Genomic DNA, 15,233 nt, shown 5'->3' on the forward strand with positions numbered 1-15,233 from the left:
CGCAAATGAAAAAGCGCGGCCCCAAACGTAAGGTCTGGAACCCAGCTTTTAACCCCGTGCGAAGCGCCGTATTTGCACAGAGGTTTACCGGGAGCAAGACAATCATTTCGATTGAAAGTTACTCGGCTTTGCAGGAGCTGAAGACAGGCCAAATTTCTCTGGTGAGTCTCCAAGTTTTGATCGGTCTGGTCGGAACGGCCATGAGACTTGCCAAGATGGGTATCGGTCCAGAGGTGATTGAGGCCTGCGAAGCGGCTCAAAAGGCCATCCGAGCGATTCAATTTGCAAAAGGTGAGGCAACCATGGAGCAGATTCAAGCGGTCGTAGAAGTGTTTGATTGGCACCAGGCACAACTTGAGGCCGCATCACCTTCGGAATTTGCCTCTGCATGTGCTCCGTTTTGTGAATTGATTCCAGAATAAATATCGGTGAATGGTGACTTTGGCCGCATTTCGATGCGGCTTTTTTTGCTCAGTTAGTGGCGTGTTTTGGTGTATATTTGCGCTCGGTGGTGTCCGTGATTGGCCTGTTAATCCGTAGGTCCCTGGTTCGAGCCCAGGTCGAGGAGCCAAAAAAAGTAAAGCCCCTGCACTCACGTGCAGGGGCTTTTTCTTTTACATTTTGAGCAATTTTTAAAAGTATCGCCCATGGAAATCAAAGTCAACTTTCTCGACAAGCTGCGCCTGGAAGCCAAGTTCGATGACTTCACTGTGGTCGCCGACCAGCCCATCCGCTACAAGGGCGATGGCTCAGCCCCTGGCCCCTTTGATTATTTTTTGGCCTCATCGGCCTTGTGCGCGGCCTACTTCGTGAAGCTGTACTGCAACACGCGCAACATCCCGACCGACAACATCCGCCTCTCACAAAACAACATCGTTGATCCGGAGAACCGTTACCAGCAGATTTTCAAAATCCAGGTGGAGTTGCCACCAGACATCCAAGAGGTCGACCGCCGTGGCATTCTGAACTCGATCGAGCGCTGCACCGTCAAAAAAGTGGTGCAAGCAGGCCCCGAATTTGTCATCGAAGAAGTCGCTAATTTGGATGCCGATGCGCAGTCTTTGCTTACGCTGAAGCCCAGCGCGGACAGCCGCACCACCATCAAGGGCAAAGACCTGCCGCTGGAACAAACCATCGCCAACATGTCGGGCATCCTGGCGGGCTTGGGCATCAAGATTGAAATCGCCTCGTGGCGCAACATCATCCCGAATGTGTGGTCCCTGCACATCCGCGATGCGCATTCACCGATGTGTTTCACCAATGGCAAGGGTTCGACCAAGGAAAGCGCTTTGGCCTCGGCCTTGGGCGAATACATCGAGCGGTTGAACAACAACCATTTTTACGCGGGTGCGTTTTGGGGCGAAGACCTGGCCAACGCGGCGTTTGTGCACTACCCCGACGAGCGCTGGTTCAAGCCCGGCAAAAAAGACGCGCTGCCCAAAGAAATTCTGGACGCGCACTGCCTGAGCATCTACAACCCCGATGGCGAGCTGCGTGGCTCGCACCTGATCGACACCAACTCGGGCCATGCAGAGCGCGGTATCTGCTCGCTGCCGTTTGTGCGGCAATCAGACGGCGAGGTGGTGTACTTCCCGTCCAACCTGGTCGAAAACCTGTTCGTCAGCAATGGCATGAGCGCGGGCAACACACTGGCAGAAGCGCAAGTGCAGTGTCTGTCTGAAATTTTCGAACGCGCCGTCAAGCGCGAAATCCTCGAAGGTGAGATCTGCTTGCCGGATGTGCCGCAAGACGTGTTGGCCCAATACCCCGGCATCCTGGCTGGCATTCAAGGTCTGGAAGAACAGGGCTTTCCGGTCCTGGTGAAAGACGCGTCCCTGGGCGGCACTTACCCCGTGATGTGCGTGACCTTGATGAACCCGCGAACAGGCGGTGTGTTTGCCTCTTTCGGCGCGCACCCCAGTCTGGAAGTGGCACTGGAGCGCAGCCTCACAGAACTGCTGCAAGGCCGCAGTTTTGAAGGCCTGAACGATTTGCCTCAGCCCACATTCGAGAGCAACGCGGTCACCGAGCCGAACAACTTTGTGGAGCACTTCATCGACTCCAGCGGCATCGTGTCATGGCGCTTTTTCAGCGCCAAAGCCGATTTCGACTTTGTGGAATGGGATTTTTCGGGTCAAGGTGACAACGCCAATGCCGAAGAAGCGGCCACCTTATTGGGCATTCTTGAAGGCATGGGCAAGGAGGTCTACACCGCCGTCCATGACCAATTGGGTGCCATCGCCTGCCGGATTCTGGTGCCGGGTTATTCAGAGGTTTACCCTGTCGAGGATTTGATTTGGGACAACACCAACAAGGCGCTGTTGTTCCGCTCCGATATTTTGAACTTGCACCGCCTGGACGATGCCAGCTTGTCGGCACTGCTGGATCGCCTGGACAACAACGAGCTGGACGAATACTTGGACATCGCCACCCTGATCGGCATTGAATTTGACGAGAACACGGTCTGGGGTCAACTGACCGTGCTGGAGTTGAAGCTCCTGATTCACCTGGCTTTGCAGCAACTTGAAGAAGCGCACGAGCTCGTCGGAGCGTTCCTGCAATACAACGACAACACGGTCGAGCGCAGATTGTTTTACCAAGCGCTGAATGTGGTGCTGGAAGTGTTGCTCGATCCTGAGCTGGAACTGCAAGACTACGAAGTCAATTTCCGCCGGATGTTTGGCCAGGCGCGGATGGATGCAGCAATCGGTTCTGTGGATGGCACCGTGCGCTTCTTTGGGCTCACACCCACGAGCCTGAAACTGGAGGGCCTCGACCGGCACCATCGCCTGATCGACAGCTATAAAAAACTGCACCAGGCACGCATGCATGTGGCTTCATAATTTAGCTTCAGAGTTTGGGGCCGCCCTTGCGCCCATTGACTTGGTCTATGGTTTGATCGTCTGTGTCTTGGCGATATCAATAGGCGTTTTACTGGCCAGAAAACAAGCGCGTACATTCAGCGGTCAAGGGTCAGGCGGCGTTGACGTAGACACGCCAAGCATAGGGATCTTGCCCGCAGTGAATTTTTTTGATTACGGCGACATGCGATTTTTACACCTGGGCACGCCGTCGGTACAAGGGTCCATGAAGATCAGCAAGCCGTTTGAGATTCACCTCGACTACGTGCAACGCATGATGGGCTGGTTGCTGTTTACAGATTTAAATCAACTGCCCCATTTGCACGCGATGCAATTGGGATTAGGCGCGGCGTCTCTGACCAAGTTTTGTCACCACCATTTAGGCATGCAAACCACCGCCGTTGAATTGAACCCCCAGGTCATCGCTACCTGCAGACGTTGGTTCAATTTACCAGCGGACAGCAAGACGTTACAAGTGCTGTTGGGCGACGCTGCCGAGACTGCACAAGATGAGCGATGGCTAGGAAAAATTGACACACTGCAGGTGGACTTGTATGACCAAGATGCCGCTTGTCCTGTACTCGACACCGAAGATTTTTACCATGATTGCCGCAACATGCTTACAACCGATGGCTGCATGACCGTCAACTTATTTGGCCATGCGTCGCGATATGACGATAGCTTGAAGAAGATCACCACTGTTTTTGGAGAAGACGCGGTATGGGCATTCAAACCAACGCAAGCGGGTAATGCCGTGGTACTGGCCTTTCGTCGCCCTCGCACTTGTGACAGGCACACATTGAAATTACAGGCAAAAACAATTCAAGCACGCTGGCCCTTACCCGCCACCAAATGGCTCAAAGTCTTAGCGCCAATCAAGACACGCCAGCTCATCTAAAGCGCTTGGCCTCTGCATCAAAGCCGTGCTTTGAACCCGTATTTTTACGTTACCCTCGGCAACATGCGACGACCTTTCTTTCGCGGTTTTTTTTTAGCAAGCGTGTTGATCTTGGCTTCAGCCAACGCCCTGTCCTGCCCCTCCACTTTTGCGCAGGACATGGCGCTCACCTGTCATGTGACCTATGCAGGAGAAACACAGACCCTTGCCATCTGCCCCACACATCAGCCCTACGGGCATGAAAGCGTCAACATCGGGCACCGATTCCGGTTCAAAGCCGTGCATGTCAAAGACGAAAACTTAAGCCCACGCATTGGGATCTATGTCTATTTTGAAGACAAGCAACAGTCCCTCTTGATACAACATGTCCAGATTCGTCCACCCTTTCCAAGCCCCAAAGAGGGTGAGCTGATTGACTTGATGGGTGAACAGCACTTGTATGCGGGCCCATTAGAAAGGGAACTGATTTATCGCTGCGTCGCGGGAAAGAATGTGCCATGACGTTCTGGTCAACAGGCTTGATGTTTGCGCTCGCCACAGGTGCAGCTTTTGCACAAACGTCTGAAATCCGGCCAAACCAAACGACGCTTATTTTTGCTGGCGACACGACCCTAGACAGCACGCCAGGTACTTTGATCAAACGTGGCCTTGACCCGTTTAAAAGCTTCAGCCCACTCTTTGCCGCAGCCGATGTTCGGCTTCTCAATTTGGAATGCGTGGTCGCCACGACGGGACAAGCCGTCCCCAAACACTACACCTTCCGAGCTGCACCACGGGTTTTGCACACGCTGCGGCGCCACGTTGACGGTGTCACGTTGGCCAACAACCATTCCGGTGATTACGGGCGTCAGGCGTTTTCAGAGATGCTGGCATTGCTCGCCAGAAATAACATCGCTCAAGCAGGTGGCGGCATGAACTTGGGCGAAGCGCATACCCCTTGGATCGTCGAACGCAACGGCATTCGAATCGCAATTTTGAGCTACAACGAATTCATGCCCAGAAGCTATGAAGCGGGCAGTCAAACACCAGGCGTGGCATGGAGTGAAGATGAGCAAGTGGTCGATGACATCCGCCGTGCCCGTCACCTGTACCAAGCAGACATCGTCTTACCGTTCATGCATTGGGGTTGGGAAAACGAGCCCAAGGCCAATCTGAGACAACGACAACTGGCCAAGAAGATGATTGACGCAGGCGCTGACGCCGTCATCGGTGGGCACCCCCACGTCACACAAGACCTTGAGTTTTACAAAAGCAAGCCCATCATCTACAGCGTTGGAAATTTCATCATGAAAGAAACCGACAACGACGCACAACGTGTGGGATGGGTACTGCGTCTGAAGCTTGAAAAAACGGGCGTCCATGGGTTTGACACGCACGTTGCGCGCATCAATCGACAAGGCGTTCCTTCCTACGACAAGAAAACACCAAGTCCATGCTGGACAAGTGCTTGGCATCAAGAACGCATGTGTCTTGCCGGTGACCCTGTATCCCATGAAAGCAAAGGAACATCAAGCGTTTTCCGCTAACCTCCAAAAACAGTAATGTCGTCTCTGTCGAAAGGTAAATCATGACCGTTCACGCGCTGCACACCCCGTCCAACACAGATCTCATCCAACAAACCAAAATACATTTGGCTGCTGCGTTGCGACTTGCCGTGCATGATGGCTTTGATGAAGGCATCGACAACCACTTCACCGTGAGCGTGCCCGGACAAGAAGACCAGTACATGGTGTTGCCATTTGGCTTGCATTGGTCGGAAGCATGCGTCAGTAACCTCATGGTTTTCAATGAAGCAGGCGAGACCCTCGAAGGCGATGGCGTGGTCGAACTTTCAGCGCGAAGCATTCATGCGCCGCTGCACAGAATCACAGGGGCGAAGGTGGTCTTGCACACCCATCAACCCTGGGCTCTCGCACTCAATATGCTGAAAGACAACCGCTTGCTCGCAGCCACGCAAACAGCAGCTTTTTTTCATGAGCGCATTGCCTACGACGACACCTACACAGGCCTCGCCGCATCGCTCAATGAAGGTGAACGATTGGCATCACTTCTGCAAAATAAGTCGGTGATGTTTTTGAAAAACCACGGGGTCATCACCGTTGGCGATACGGTGGCCCAAGCTTATCGCCTGCTCTACAAACTTGAAAAGGCATGTAAAACCCAAGTTCTAGCCATGAGCACTGGACGCCCCATCAACATCTTGGAAGAGCACGTCATTGACAATGTGCGCACCCCCAGCAAGGACGATCGTCACTCTCGATCAGAACGCGAACGCCTGTACTTCGAGGCCATGATGCGCGTGCTAGACCGCGTCAACCCAGGGTATGCGGACTGACGCAGCCTCGTTGTCTGACACGCTCTCACTTGGTAAATCAGCTCACCACCCCCAAATGCCAAGGCACAAACTCGTGATCACCCAAATCTAAAAGTTCGCTCTTGGTCGGTTCGCCTGATGCGTGTTTGAGGAGGTCTTCAAAAATAAGCTGTCCCATTTCCTGCACCGATGCTTCGCCATCCAAGATACGACCGCAGTTGATGTCCATGTCTTCTTCAAGACGGGTAAACATCTCCGTGTTGCTGGCAAGTTTGATGGTGGGCGCAGGACGTGAGCCAAACATTGAGCCGCGTCCTGTGGTGAAACAAATCAAATTCGCACCGCTGGCAATTTGACCCGTGACTGCCACAGGGTCGTAGCCCGGAGAGTCCATGAAAACAAAGCCCTTGTGCGTGATGGGCTCGGCGTATTCGTAAAACGCCTGCAACGGCGTTGACCCAGCTTTCATGGCTGAGCCCAAAGATTTTTCAAAAATATTGGCCAAACCGCCCTGCTGGTTTCCATGCCCCACCACACCGTTAAATTGCACATTCGTGCCTCGGGTGTACGCCGTCCACCAAGCCAATTTGTCCAACAGTTTTTGGCCAACCTCGGGCGTCACTGCACGCCGCGTGAGCATGTGTTCGACCCCATGAATTTCAGGCGTCTCCGACAAAATAGCGGTGCCACCGTGGCGCACCAAAATGTCCATCGCCGCGCCCAATGCAGGGTTGCACGTGATGCCCGAGAAACCATCTGAGCCACCGCACTCCAAACCAATGGACAAATGGCTGGCAGAGACAGATTCACGCTTCACATCATTGGCCGACGACAACATGCGTTCAACGGCGGCAATGCCTGCTTCAATGGTGGCGCGTGTGCCCCCAACCTCTTGCATAACCAAGGTTTGCATCAACACACTGGAGCGAAGCGCTTGCGAGGCCACCAAATCAGCGACCTGATTGCGCTCACACCCCAAGCCCACAATCAACGCGCCGGCCAAGTTAGGGTGGCGCACATAGCCCGCAATCGTGCGGCGCAACAAATCAAAGTGCGGGCTCGGCGAGGCCATGCCGCAACCTGTGGTTTGCGCAAACGCGACCACACCATCAATGTTGGGATACGGCTTCAAGCGCTCGGGCGTGAAGTAGGCCGCAATTTTGTGAATCACCGTGGCAGAGCAATTGACGGATGAAAAAATGCCAATGAAATTACGCGTGCCCACACGACCATCTGGGCGCACATACCCCATGAAACGCGCTTGCTCTGACACAGGCAACATCGCCACCGGCTTCACATCCACGCCGAAGGCGGGATCGTGATAGAAATCAGCCAAGGCCAAGTTGTGTCCATGCACATGCTCACCCGCCGCGATGTCGCGGGTAGCCACACCGATTTCGATGTTGTATTTGAGAATGCGCTCGCCCGCAGCAATGGCACGTAAGGCAATCTTGTGGCCCGCTGGCACTTGCGCTTTGACTTTGACGCCCCACGCCTCGACGTGCTCGCCCAAGCTGAGCGGTCGTTTGGCAATCAAGACACTGTCGTTGGCGTGAAGACGGATCAATGGCATAACTTAGTTTTTCACCAGTTCTTTGAGTTTCAATTTATCAATCAACACAGTCTCCTTTTTGTAGACCTGTGCCACATAGCTCTCGTAATCAGGGCCATCTAAATACAGCACGGGTGCATCAATTTTGTCGCACGCTTGTTTAAATTCATCGCTGGCCACGGCAACACGAAACGCTTGTCGCAACCGCATGGCCACAGCGGGATCTAAACCCTTGGGTGCACCAATACCGTTGGGCGCATCGACCACCACATTGAAGCCCGCATCTTTCAAAGTAGGAACTTCTTTGAATCGACCGACGCGCTGCTCACCCCAAGTGGCCAACAAACGCATTTTTCCAGCCTCTACGTGCGGCGCCCAAGATGACGAGTCGACCAACACATCGACATGCCCACCCAATACGGCCTGAAGCGCGTCTGCACCACCTTTGAAGGGAATGTGGTTGAACTTGATGCCAGCGGCCATGGCGAACTCTTCCATGCCCACATGCGTGGCACCGCCCACGCCCGCATGGGCATAAGTGATTTTTCCAGGGTTGGCACGCGCTTCAGCCACCAGCTCTTGCAACGTTTTCCAACGACCGTTCGCCAAAGTGGCCATGCCAAAGGTTTGACCTGACGTGCGCGCCAGGTAAGTCAAATCTTTCAGCGGATCGATCGCTACCGAACCCAACTGAGAGAAGCGTGTGACAGAGATAGGGATTTGCCCAATGGTGTAGCCATCTGGCTTGGCGTTTGCCATCGCCTTCAAACCAATCATGCCCGATGCTCCTACTTTGTTTTCCACCACCACGGCTTGCCCTAAGTCTTTGCCAGCAGCGGAACACAATGCACGCATGGTTTGGTCCGCAGTGCCGCCTGCTGGCCATGGACAAATGAAGGTGATGGGCTTTTCAGGGTACGCCGCGGCTTGGCCGGGCAACGCAAAAACCAACGGACTGGCGGCTACGCCAAAAATGGTCTTGCTGAATTGACGTCGGGTGTGGTGCATACAAATGTCTCCTGTAGATATGCCGCCATTTTTACCATTTGATACATTACATTCCAATGAAAAATATGACTTTGTTCATAACCTAATTGACATCTAAGAAAATTTCCAATGAACAGCATTGACCGCGTTCTGCGCTCCAACCTCAAGCTCAAGCATTTGCAACTCTTGGTCGCCTTGGATCAATTGAGGCACTTAGGTAAAACTGCGGAATTTTTGGCGATCACACAACCCGCCGTGTCTAAAACATTGGCCGAGATAGAGCGCTTGTTTGACCTCACGTTGTTCACACGCTCCACACGCGGTACAGAGCCCACACCGCAGGGCGAAAGCGTGGTGCGTTTTGCGCGCAGCGTGCTCAGCGAGTTTGAACGCACAAAAGAAGACATTGCCTCTGCATCCACTGGCGCCTCCGGTCGAACCAACGTTGGAGCCATGGTGGTGGCTCTACCGACTTTGCTCAGTCCGGCCATTGAACGAGTCAAAAAGAAATCCGCACAAATGCGCGTGATGGTGGAAGAAGGCGACCTCACGCGCTTGCTGCCACGCCTTAGAAGAGGTGAGCTTGATGTGTTGGTGGGTCGCTTAGAGCCCGGTTACGCAGCGCCCGACCTGAGCACAGAACCGCTGTACCAAGACCCCATGTGCTTGGTTGTCAGCACAGCCCACCCACTCACACAACAAAAGAAAATCACTTGGGACCAATTGGCACGACAGGCTTGGGTAGTGCCGCCACCATGGGCATCGTCACGCCTCAAACTGGAGCAAATATTCCACAAAAATGGGTTAGGCCTCCCTAGCGATTTGATTGAAAGCGCTTCATTTCTAGCCATTTTGTGCGCAGTAAATGACCACCATGCGGTAGGTTTCGTAGCGCGAGGTGTGGGTCTGCATTTTCAAAAAGAAGGCTTACTCAAAGTTCTACCCGTTGCACTGAAGATGGATTTACCCCCAGTCGGCATGATCACGATGCGTGGTCAAAAAGCATCGCTTACCACGCAAACGTTGATGACATGTTTGCGGGATATTGCCAAGCACAAAAAGGCATCACGCCCGTAAACGCTATATGTACTCGTGATCAGGCAATCAAATAACCACCATCAACAGGCAAGATAATCCCTGTCACGAAGCGGGCTTGTGCGCTGGCCAAAAACAACACAGGCCCCGCAATGTCTTCTGGCGTGCCCCAGCGTTTCATGGGGGTGCGTGCCAAGATGGGCGCGGCACGGGCCGGGTCGTCTTGCAGCGCTTGCGTCAATGGTGTGGCAATCCAACCAGGAGCCACAGCGTTGACGCGAATGCCATCGTCGGCATAAGCAATCGCCAGTGATTTGGTGAGCTGTGCCACGCCGCCTTTGCTAGCGCTGTAGCCGGGCACCAAGCCGCCGCCGAAAAAGCTCAGCATAGAAGCGGTGTTCACAATGCAACCGCCTCTTGCCTTCAAACCTTCACGGGCCGCCGCACATACGCGCATGGTGCCGTTGAGGTTGATGTCGATGGTACGGGCAAAGGCTTCGGGCTCCAACTCCACTTGGCGTTGAATAATGCCCGCGCAATTGACCACCACATCCAACGGCCCCATGGCCGCCACCAACTGCTTCACGCCAACATCGTCACGTACATCGAGCAACTGAAAGTCAAGCGTCGCAGCCTTCGACGACTCTCGGGCGCGAGCTACTTCAGCTGCCGTAGCTCCCGTGGCGGTGACAGTGGCGCCGTCTAACGCAAAAGCATGTGCAATGGCGTAGCCAATGCCACTGGTGGCCCCCGTCACCAAGACGCGGCGAGTTTGTTGGGTCATACAAATCTTTCACAGAAAAATTAAAACGCATCGACGGTATCCAACGCTCAATACGTGGCGCGCCCGCCAGACAAATCAAACACGGCGCCAGAGTTAAAGCTGCAGGCATCGCTGCACAACCACATCGTCATTTCGCTCACCTCAGACACCGTGCCCAAACGCTGCTGCGGGCTTTTGTTGACCATGATCTGCACATGCTCGGGTGACATTTGGGCTAGAAGCGGCGTGTCAATCGCGGCAGGTGCGATCGCGTTCACACGCACACCGTGCGTGGCCAGTTCTTTTCCCAAGGACTTCGTCAAGGCCAACACCCCCGCTTTCGCGGCACTGTAGGCCGAGGCATTGGGCGTACCCTCTTTGCCTGCCAACGAAGCGATGTTGACGATGCGGCCAAAGCCTTGGCTGCGCATCACAGGTGTCACCGCACGACAGCTCAAGAACACACCGTTGAGGTTGACGTTCAACACACGGTTCCACACCTCGAGCGCAAACTCATCCAAGGGCATGGTGGGCCCGGCCCAGCCCGCACTGTTGATCAAGAAATCCACCCGGCCAAAGTGCGACACCGTATCGGCCAACGCTTGCGCAACCGAGGCCTCGCTCGTCACATCGACCTTCATCGTGTGTGCGTGGCCAGGGTTGCTGGCAGGCGCATTCAAATCCCACACCACAACCTGTGCACCGCATTGCTGCAACCTGGCAGCGATGACCGCACCAATACCGCTGAGCCCACCTGTAACCAAGGCGACTTTGTGCTGAAAGTCATACACAGGAAGCTGAGATTGAACGTGATTCATGGATGACCTTGTCGAGAAAATAGAGGATGAACTAAGCACTCAAACCGCTTGATAAATCGCTACACCTGCGTCATTGAAAGTGCGCGTCACCGCACCGCGCTGCAACAGGTAGTTGATGCAAGCCAAACTCTCGCCCGTGGCCAAGTTGAGCAAGCCTGCATCGGACTCATCAATGCTGCGGCCAAACAAGGTGGTAAAAACATCGACCACACGTTTGGGCTGTTTCAAACTTTGACGCAAGCGCTCCAGCGTGCGTACTTGGGCCAAGGCCAAGTAATCGAGTCGCGCATGCAAACCGCGAAAGCATTCGTTGTGCGAAGGCAGCACCAACACATCATCGGGCACTTCCCGCTTGAGCTTGGCCAACGATTCGAGCCACTCTTGCATGGGATTGGCATCAGGTTCGGTGGGATGCACCGACACGTTGGACGAAATGCGTGGCAGCACTTGATCGCCAGAAATCAAGAGCTTGAGATCTTCGCAATACAAACACGCGTGCTCGGGCGAATGCCCAGTCCCCACAATCACACGCCAGGTGTGTTGCCCAATTTGAATGTGCTCGCCGTCTTTGATGCGACGGTAACTTTCAGGCAAGGCATGGATGTATTTGCCAAAATTCCCGAAACGCGCTTGGTAGTTTTCAATCGCGCCATCCGACCAACCCGCGCGCCGATAAAACGCCAACGCATCCTCGGGCGCTTGACGTCCAGAATCAGCAGTGAGCACGCGGCAATTCAAATACTCCAAACGCGTCATCCACAAACGGCATTTGAATTTGCGCGTCAACCACCCCGCAATGCCCACATGGTCGGGGTGCATGTGGGTCACAAAAATACGCGTCAACGGACGTTGCTCTGTGGCGTTGGCAAAGATCTCACGCCAAGCGCTCAGGTTTGCCTCGGTCTGCATGCCCGTGTCCACGATGGCCCAGCCGGTGTCGTCTTCAATGCCCCACACGTTGATGTGGTTGAGCATGATGGGCAGAGGCATGCGCATCCACACCACGCCAGGCGCAACCTCGACCACCTGCCCCACTTCCGGAAGTTTTTCAAACGGATAGATGAGCGTGGGCTTTTCGAGCCGGTCTCGCGGCGGTGTGGTGTCGGTCATGGCATCGATTGACGTTGTGAGCTGCCTATTATTCAGGTTTAAAACCAATTTCGGTCAACATGGCCGCTTCGCGGGCGTACTGGGCGCGCGCATAGGCGGCATAAGCCTCGCCACTGGTCCAGTTGGGTTGCATGTCAAAGAGCTGCAGTTGGTTGAGGTAAGCCGGATCGTTGGAGGCCTTTTGAAACGCCGCGCTCAGGCGCGCTGCAATTTTAGGGTCTAAGTTTTTAGGGGTCACCAAACCCATGGGGGGCACGCCAAGATGGCCATGATCAACACGTCCGAGTTACCCGACAGCAAGACCATACGATCGCCTGCGCGCACGCCTCGCGCTTGCAAGGCAGCGGCTTGACGCGCGACCTCGTCCATCAATTGGGCAAAAGTCCAACGACGCTCTCCCTGATCGTCGAGATGAACCAACGCAATCTCTTGCGCTTGGCGCTGTACGGCGCGATGCAATCCTTGAGTCAAGTACACAGCAGTGGCATCCCAATTACATGATGAGCCCTCAGCTTAGAAATAAGACATGCCTTGCTCAATGGCTGAAATCATCAAAAACGTTGGCAATTTCGTTACGCCCTATGGAATTCCCTAATGCGGCACGCCACTTTTTTTTGCCAATCAAAATGAAGTTTCTTGCCATTGTGAGCATGTGCCCTTGCCCGCACCATGCGGTGAAGGGTGCATGCAAGACACCGCCCGTGAAAAACAACCGAGTGAGTATGCACAAGGAGACATTCATGCAAGAACCCCAAGCAAGCGTGGGACGCCGCCAAGCCCTGAGCCTGATGGCCATGGCCTTAGCAACACCCAACACCTGGGCGCAAACCGAACACAACTTTCCGAATCGGCCGATCAAAATCATCGTGCCCTTCACGCCCGGTGGCACCACCGATATATTGGCGCGCAGCATCGGACAAAAACTGGCCGAGTACTGGGGACAACCCGTGGTGGTCGACAACCGACCCGGCGCGGCTGGCTGGATTGGCATCACCGGCATGGCCAAGTCGCCCCCCGATGGCTACACGATTGGCTTGACGATCTCGTCCATCATTTACGCCAAGTCGCTCTACAACAAACTGCCGTTTGACATCGCCACAGACTTCGAGCCGGTGTCCATCATTTCGCGCTCGGCCATTGCCCTAACGGTGCCAGCGCAATTTCCGGCTAACAACTTGCAGGAGTTCATTCAGTACGTGCGCAAGAACCCGGGCAAATGCAGCTATGGCTCGTTCGGGCAAGGCACCTCGGCCCACATCTTTGGTGAAACGCTGAACATGACGGCCAAACTCGATGTGGTTCACGTGCCTTTCAAAGGTGCAGCGCCCATCGTCACAGATTTGTTGGGCGGGCAACTCACCGCAGCGTTTTTAGACACCGGCACCGTGCGCCCGCTGGTGCTCGCAGGCAAGATCAAACTCATCGCCATGAGTGGCACACAGCGCGTGGCCGCATTGCCAAGCGTGCCCACCTTTGCCGAGCAAGGCTACAAAGGGTTTGAGCCCGTGGGCTTCTTTCAAGTGCTGGCCCCTGCCAATACACCCAAAGAGATCACACGCAAGCTCTCGGCAGGCATTGCCAGAGCGCTGCAATCGGATGACTTGAAAACACGCATGACCGAGTTTGGCCAAGAACCCGTGGGCAGCACGCCTGAAGAGCTGGCCGCAGGCATCAAGATCGATGGCGATATTTTTGACCGCGCCATCAAAGCCTCCAATATCAAGGTGGATCAAAACTGATGCAAGCCACGCACCGCACTGTTTTGCGTGAAGACCACGAACAATTTCGGATTCAGGTTCGCCGTTTTGTAGAGCGCGAAATCGCGCCCTTTCATCTGCAATGGGAAGAAGAAGGTTTAGTGCCGCGCTCGGTTTGGCTCAAAGCCGGTGAGGCGGGCTTGCTGTGCTGCACCCTGCCCCCGCCCTACGGCGGTGGTGGCGACTTTGGCCACTCGGCAGTGGTGATTGAAGAGCTGGCCCGAGTCAACGCCACAGGCGTAGGCTTTAGCTTGCACTCTGACGTTGTGGCGCCCTACCTCTTGGCCTACGGCAGCGAAGAACAAAAGCAACGCTGGCTGCCACGCATGGCCAGCGGCGAGCTGATTGGCGCCATCGCCATGACCGAGCCCGATGCCGGCAGCGATGTCAAAGCGGTGCGCACCCACGCACGCGTTGAAGGCGATCATTACGTGCTCAACGGCCAAAAAACTTATATCTCCAACGGCATCAATGCGGGCTTGGTGATCGTGGTCGCAAAAACCGATCCAGAGCTGGCAGCCAAAGGCATGTCGCTGCTGTGCGTAGAAGACGGCATGCCCGGCTTCACGCGGGGCAAGCCCATGCGCAAGATTGGCCTCAAGGGCCAAGACACAGCAGAGTTGTTTTTTCAAGACGTTCGGGTGCCCCTCACGAACCGGTTGGGCGAAGAGAACAAAGGCTTTGGCTACTTGATGCATCAACTGGCGCAAGAGCGTTTGATCATTGCCATTCGCGCCGCCGCGTCGATTGAGGCGTTTTTGGAACGCACGCTGGCCTATACCCGCGAGCGCAAAGCCTTTGGTCAAAGCGTATTCGCCTACCAAAACACCCGCTTCCGATTGGCCGAAGCCAAAGCGCAGTCGACCATGCTGCGCGTGTTTGTCGACAACTGTTTGAAATTGCACCTGCAAGGCCAACTCAACGCCGAGCGGGCTGCCATGGCCAAGCTCAATGCTTCGGAAATGCAAAACAAACTGCTGGATGAGTTTTTACAAATGCACGGCGGCCAAGGCTATATGGTCGAGAGCGGCGTGGGCAGCGCGTGGGTCGATGCGCGCATTGCCCGCATCTACGGTGGCAGCAACGAAATCATGAAAGAAATCATCGCGCGCGGCTTGTAACCACGCGATGCACACGG

At 54.8% G+C, this 15,233-nt stretch carries 17 protein-coding genes and 1 tRNA gene; 10 read left to right on the top strand and 8 right to left on the bottom strand.

All coding sequences use genetic code 11. From position 1 onward, the window contains the following. The first annotated feature begins 5 nt into the window (after nt 1-5). The 7 genes from C5F52_RS10320 (at nt 6) to C5F52_RS10345 (ending at nt 6,094) form a co-directional block, all read left to right on the top strand. Complete coding sequence (locus C5F52_RS10320) at nt 6-422, top strand: hypothetical protein (protein ID WP_104798279.1); 417 nt, start codon at nt 6-8, stop codon at nt 420-422. A gap of 80 nt (nt 423-502) precedes the next feature. Beyond that, nucleotides 503-571, top strand: a tRNA-OTHER gene (locus C5F52_RS29845). Nucleotides 572-647: 76 nt separating this feature from the next. Then, nucleotides 648-2,843 (top strand): OsmC domain/YcaO domain-containing protein, encoded by a 2,196-nt coding sequence (locus C5F52_RS10325; RefSeq protein WP_104798280.1) that lies wholly within the window; start codon nt 648-650, stop codon nt 2,841-2,843. Then, nucleotides 2,830-3,759, top strand: a complete 930-nt coding sequence (locus C5F52_RS10330; protein ID WP_369952015.1) for a spermidine synthase — start codon at nt 2,830-2,832, stop codon at nt 3,757-3,759. Before C5F52_RS10325 ends, C5F52_RS10330 begins: the two co-directional genes overlap by 14 nt. Nucleotides 3,760-3,822: 63 nt before the next feature. Then, a complete protein-coding gene (locus C5F52_RS10335) occupies nt 3,823-4,260 on the top strand; it encodes a hypothetical protein (protein ID WP_104798282.1) in 438 nt (145 codons plus the stop codon). Next, the gene (locus C5F52_RS10340) at nt 4,257-5,285 is read left to right on the top strand and encodes a CapA family protein (RefSeq protein ID WP_104798283.1); all 1,029 of its coding nucleotides are present in this window, start codon (nt 4,257-4,259) and stop codon (nt 5,283-5,285) included. The genes C5F52_RS10335 and C5F52_RS10340 overlap by 4 nt, the downstream gene beginning before the upstream one ends. Nucleotides 5,286-5,326: 41 nt before the next feature. After that, nucleotides 5,327-6,094 (top strand): class II aldolase/adducin family protein, encoded by a 768-nt coding sequence (locus C5F52_RS10345; protein WP_104798284.1) that lies wholly within the window; start codon nt 5,327-5,329, stop codon nt 6,092-6,094. 37 nt (nt 6,095-6,131) lie between these two features. Here the strand turns inward: C5F52_RS10345 and C5F52_RS10350 are convergent, their stop codons facing one another. Further along, nucleotides 6,132-7,646 carry a UxaA family hydrolase gene (locus C5F52_RS10350; protein WP_104798285.1) on the bottom strand — a complete coding sequence of 505 codons (1,515 nt, stop codon included), beginning with the start codon at nt 7,644-7,646 and terminating at the stop codon, nt 6,132-6,134. 3 nt (nt 7,647-7,649) lie between these two features. After that, nucleotides 7,650-8,633 (bottom strand): tripartite tricarboxylate transporter substrate binding protein, encoded by a 984-nt coding sequence (locus C5F52_RS10355; RefSeq protein WP_104798286.1) that lies wholly within the window; start codon nt 8,631-8,633, stop codon nt 7,650-7,652. Between the two features lie 108 nt (nt 8,634-8,741). On the opposite strand from C5F52_RS10355, the gene C5F52_RS10360 reads away from it, so the two are divergent. Further along, nucleotides 8,742-9,689, top strand: coding sequence for a LysR substrate-binding domain-containing protein (locus tag C5F52_RS10360; RefSeq protein ID WP_104798287.1), 948 nt, complete (start codon nt 8,742-8,744; stop codon nt 9,687-9,689). Nucleotides 9,690-9,708: 19 nt separating this feature from the next. On the opposite strand, the gene C5F52_RS10365 is transcribed toward C5F52_RS10360, so the two are convergent. From C5F52_RS10365 to C5F52_RS29875, 6 genes are all read right to left on the bottom strand, one after another. Beyond that, nucleotides 9,709-10,431 carry an SDR family NAD(P)-dependent oxidoreductase gene (locus tag C5F52_RS10365; RefSeq protein WP_104798288.1) on the bottom strand — a complete coding sequence of 241 codons (723 nt, stop codon included), beginning with the start codon at nt 10,429-10,431 and terminating at the stop codon, nt 9,709-9,711. A 47-nt stretch (nt 10,432-10,478) separates the two neighbouring features. Then, the gene (locus tag C5F52_RS10370; protein WP_104798289.1) at nt 10,479-11,228 is read right to left on the bottom strand and encodes an SDR family NAD(P)-dependent oxidoreductase; all 750 of its coding nucleotides are present in this window, start codon (nt 11,226-11,228) and stop codon (nt 10,479-10,481) included. Between the two features lie 39 nt (nt 11,229-11,267). After that, nucleotides 11,268-12,338, bottom strand: a complete 1,071-nt coding sequence (locus C5F52_RS10375) for an MBL fold metallo-hydrolase (protein WP_104798290.1) — start codon at nt 12,336-12,338, stop codon at nt 11,268-11,270. A gap of 28 nt (nt 12,339-12,366) precedes the next feature. After that, nucleotides 12,367-12,585 carry a tripartite tricarboxylate transporter substrate-binding protein gene (locus C5F52_RS10380; protein WP_104798291.1) on the bottom strand — a complete coding sequence of 73 codons (219 nt, stop codon included), beginning with the start codon at nt 12,583-12,585 and terminating at the stop codon, nt 12,367-12,369. After that, a complete protein-coding gene (locus C5F52_RS10385; protein WP_236657819.1) occupies nt 12,573-12,809 on the bottom strand; it encodes an AMP-binding protein in 237 nt (78 codons plus the stop codon). The genes C5F52_RS10380 and C5F52_RS10385 overlap by 13 nt, the downstream gene beginning before the upstream one ends. Nucleotides 12,810-12,873: 64 nt before the next feature. Then, nucleotides 12,874-13,080, bottom strand: a complete 207-nt coding sequence (locus tag C5F52_RS29875; protein ID WP_161499683.1) for a hypothetical protein — start codon at nt 13,078-13,080, stop codon at nt 12,874-12,876. On the opposite strand from C5F52_RS29875, the gene C5F52_RS10390 reads away from it, so the two are divergent. Both C5F52_RS10390 and C5F52_RS10395 read left to right on the top strand, forming a co-directional pair. Further along, entirely contained in the window at nt 13,079-14,077 is a 999-nt protein-coding gene (locus C5F52_RS10390; protein WP_161499684.1) for a tripartite tricarboxylate transporter substrate binding protein, read from the top strand. The two genes, C5F52_RS29875 and C5F52_RS10390, sit on opposite strands and share 2 nt — an antisense overlap. Beyond that, nucleotides 14,077-15,216, top strand: a complete 1,140-nt coding sequence (locus tag C5F52_RS10395) for an acyl-CoA dehydrogenase family protein (protein ID WP_104798294.1) — start codon at nt 14,077-14,079, stop codon at nt 15,214-15,216. The genes C5F52_RS10390 and C5F52_RS10395 overlap by 1 nt, the downstream gene beginning before the upstream one ends. Nucleotides 15,217-15,233: the final 17 nt, after the last annotated feature.

The sequence above is a fragment of the Limnohabitans sp. TS-CS-82 genome (assembly GCF_002943475.1).

What these genes read in the sequence shown, in the direction of transcription:
- C5F52_RS10320 (WP_104798279.1), top strand. Translation starts at nt 6, where the DNA reads ATGAAAAAGCGCGGCCCCAAACGTAAGGTCTGGAACCCAGCTTTTAAC.
- C5F52_RS10325 (WP_104798280.1), top strand. Translation starts at nt 648, where the DNA reads ATGGAAATCAAAGTCAACTTTCTCGACAAGCTGCGCCTGGAAGCCAAG.
- C5F52_RS10330 (WP_369952015.1), top strand. Translation starts at nt 2,830, where the DNA reads ATGTGGCTTCATAATTTAGCTTCAGAGTTTGGGGCCGCCCTTGCGCCC.
- C5F52_RS10335 (WP_104798282.1), top strand. Translation starts at nt 3,823, where the DNA reads ATGCGACGACCTTTCTTTCGCGGTTTTTTTTTAGCAAGCGTGTTGATC.
- C5F52_RS10340 (WP_104798283.1), top strand. Translation starts at nt 4,257, where the DNA reads ATGACGTTCTGGTCAACAGGCTTGATGTTTGCGCTCGCCACAGGTGCA.
- C5F52_RS10345 (WP_104798284.1), top strand. Translation starts at nt 5,327, where the DNA reads ATGACCGTTCACGCGCTGCACACCCCGTCCAACACAGATCTCATCCAA.
- C5F52_RS10350 (WP_104798285.1), bottom strand. Translation starts at nt 7,646, where the DNA reads ATGCCATTGATCCGTCTTCACGCCAACGACAGTGTCTTGATTGCCAAA.
- C5F52_RS10355 (WP_104798286.1), bottom strand. Translation starts at nt 8,633, where the DNA reads ATGCACCACACCCGACGTCAATTCAGCAAGACCATTTTTGGCGTAGCC.
- C5F52_RS10360 (WP_104798287.1), top strand. Translation starts at nt 8,742, where the DNA reads ATGAACAGCATTGACCGCGTTCTGCGCTCCAACCTCAAGCTCAAGCAT.
- C5F52_RS10365 (WP_104798288.1), bottom strand. Translation starts at nt 10,431, where the DNA reads ATGACCCAACAAACTCGCCGCGTCTTGGTGACGGGGGCCACCAGTGGC.
- C5F52_RS10370 (WP_104798289.1), bottom strand. Translation starts at nt 11,228, where the DNA reads ATGAATCACGTTCAATCTCAGCTTCCTGTGTATGACTTTCAGCACAAA.
- C5F52_RS10375 (WP_104798290.1), bottom strand. Translation starts at nt 12,338, where the DNA reads ATGACCGACACCACACCGCCGCGAGACCGGCTCGAAAAGCCCACGCTC.
- C5F52_RS10380 (WP_104798291.1), bottom strand. Translation starts at nt 12,585, where the DNA reads ATGGGTTTGGTGACCCCTAAAAACTTAGACCCTAAAATTGCAGCGCGC.
- C5F52_RS10390 (WP_161499684.1), top strand. Translation starts at nt 13,079, where the DNA reads ATGCAAGAACCCCAAGCAAGCGTGGGACGCCGCCAAGCCCTGAGCCTG.
- C5F52_RS29875 (WP_161499683.1), bottom strand. Translation starts at nt 13,080, where the DNA reads ATGAATGTCTCCTTGTGCATACTCACTCGGTTGTTTTTCACGGGCGGT.
- C5F52_RS10395 (WP_104798294.1), top strand. Translation starts at nt 14,077, where the DNA reads ATGCAAGCCACGCACCGCACTGTTTTGCGTGAAGACCACGAACAATTT.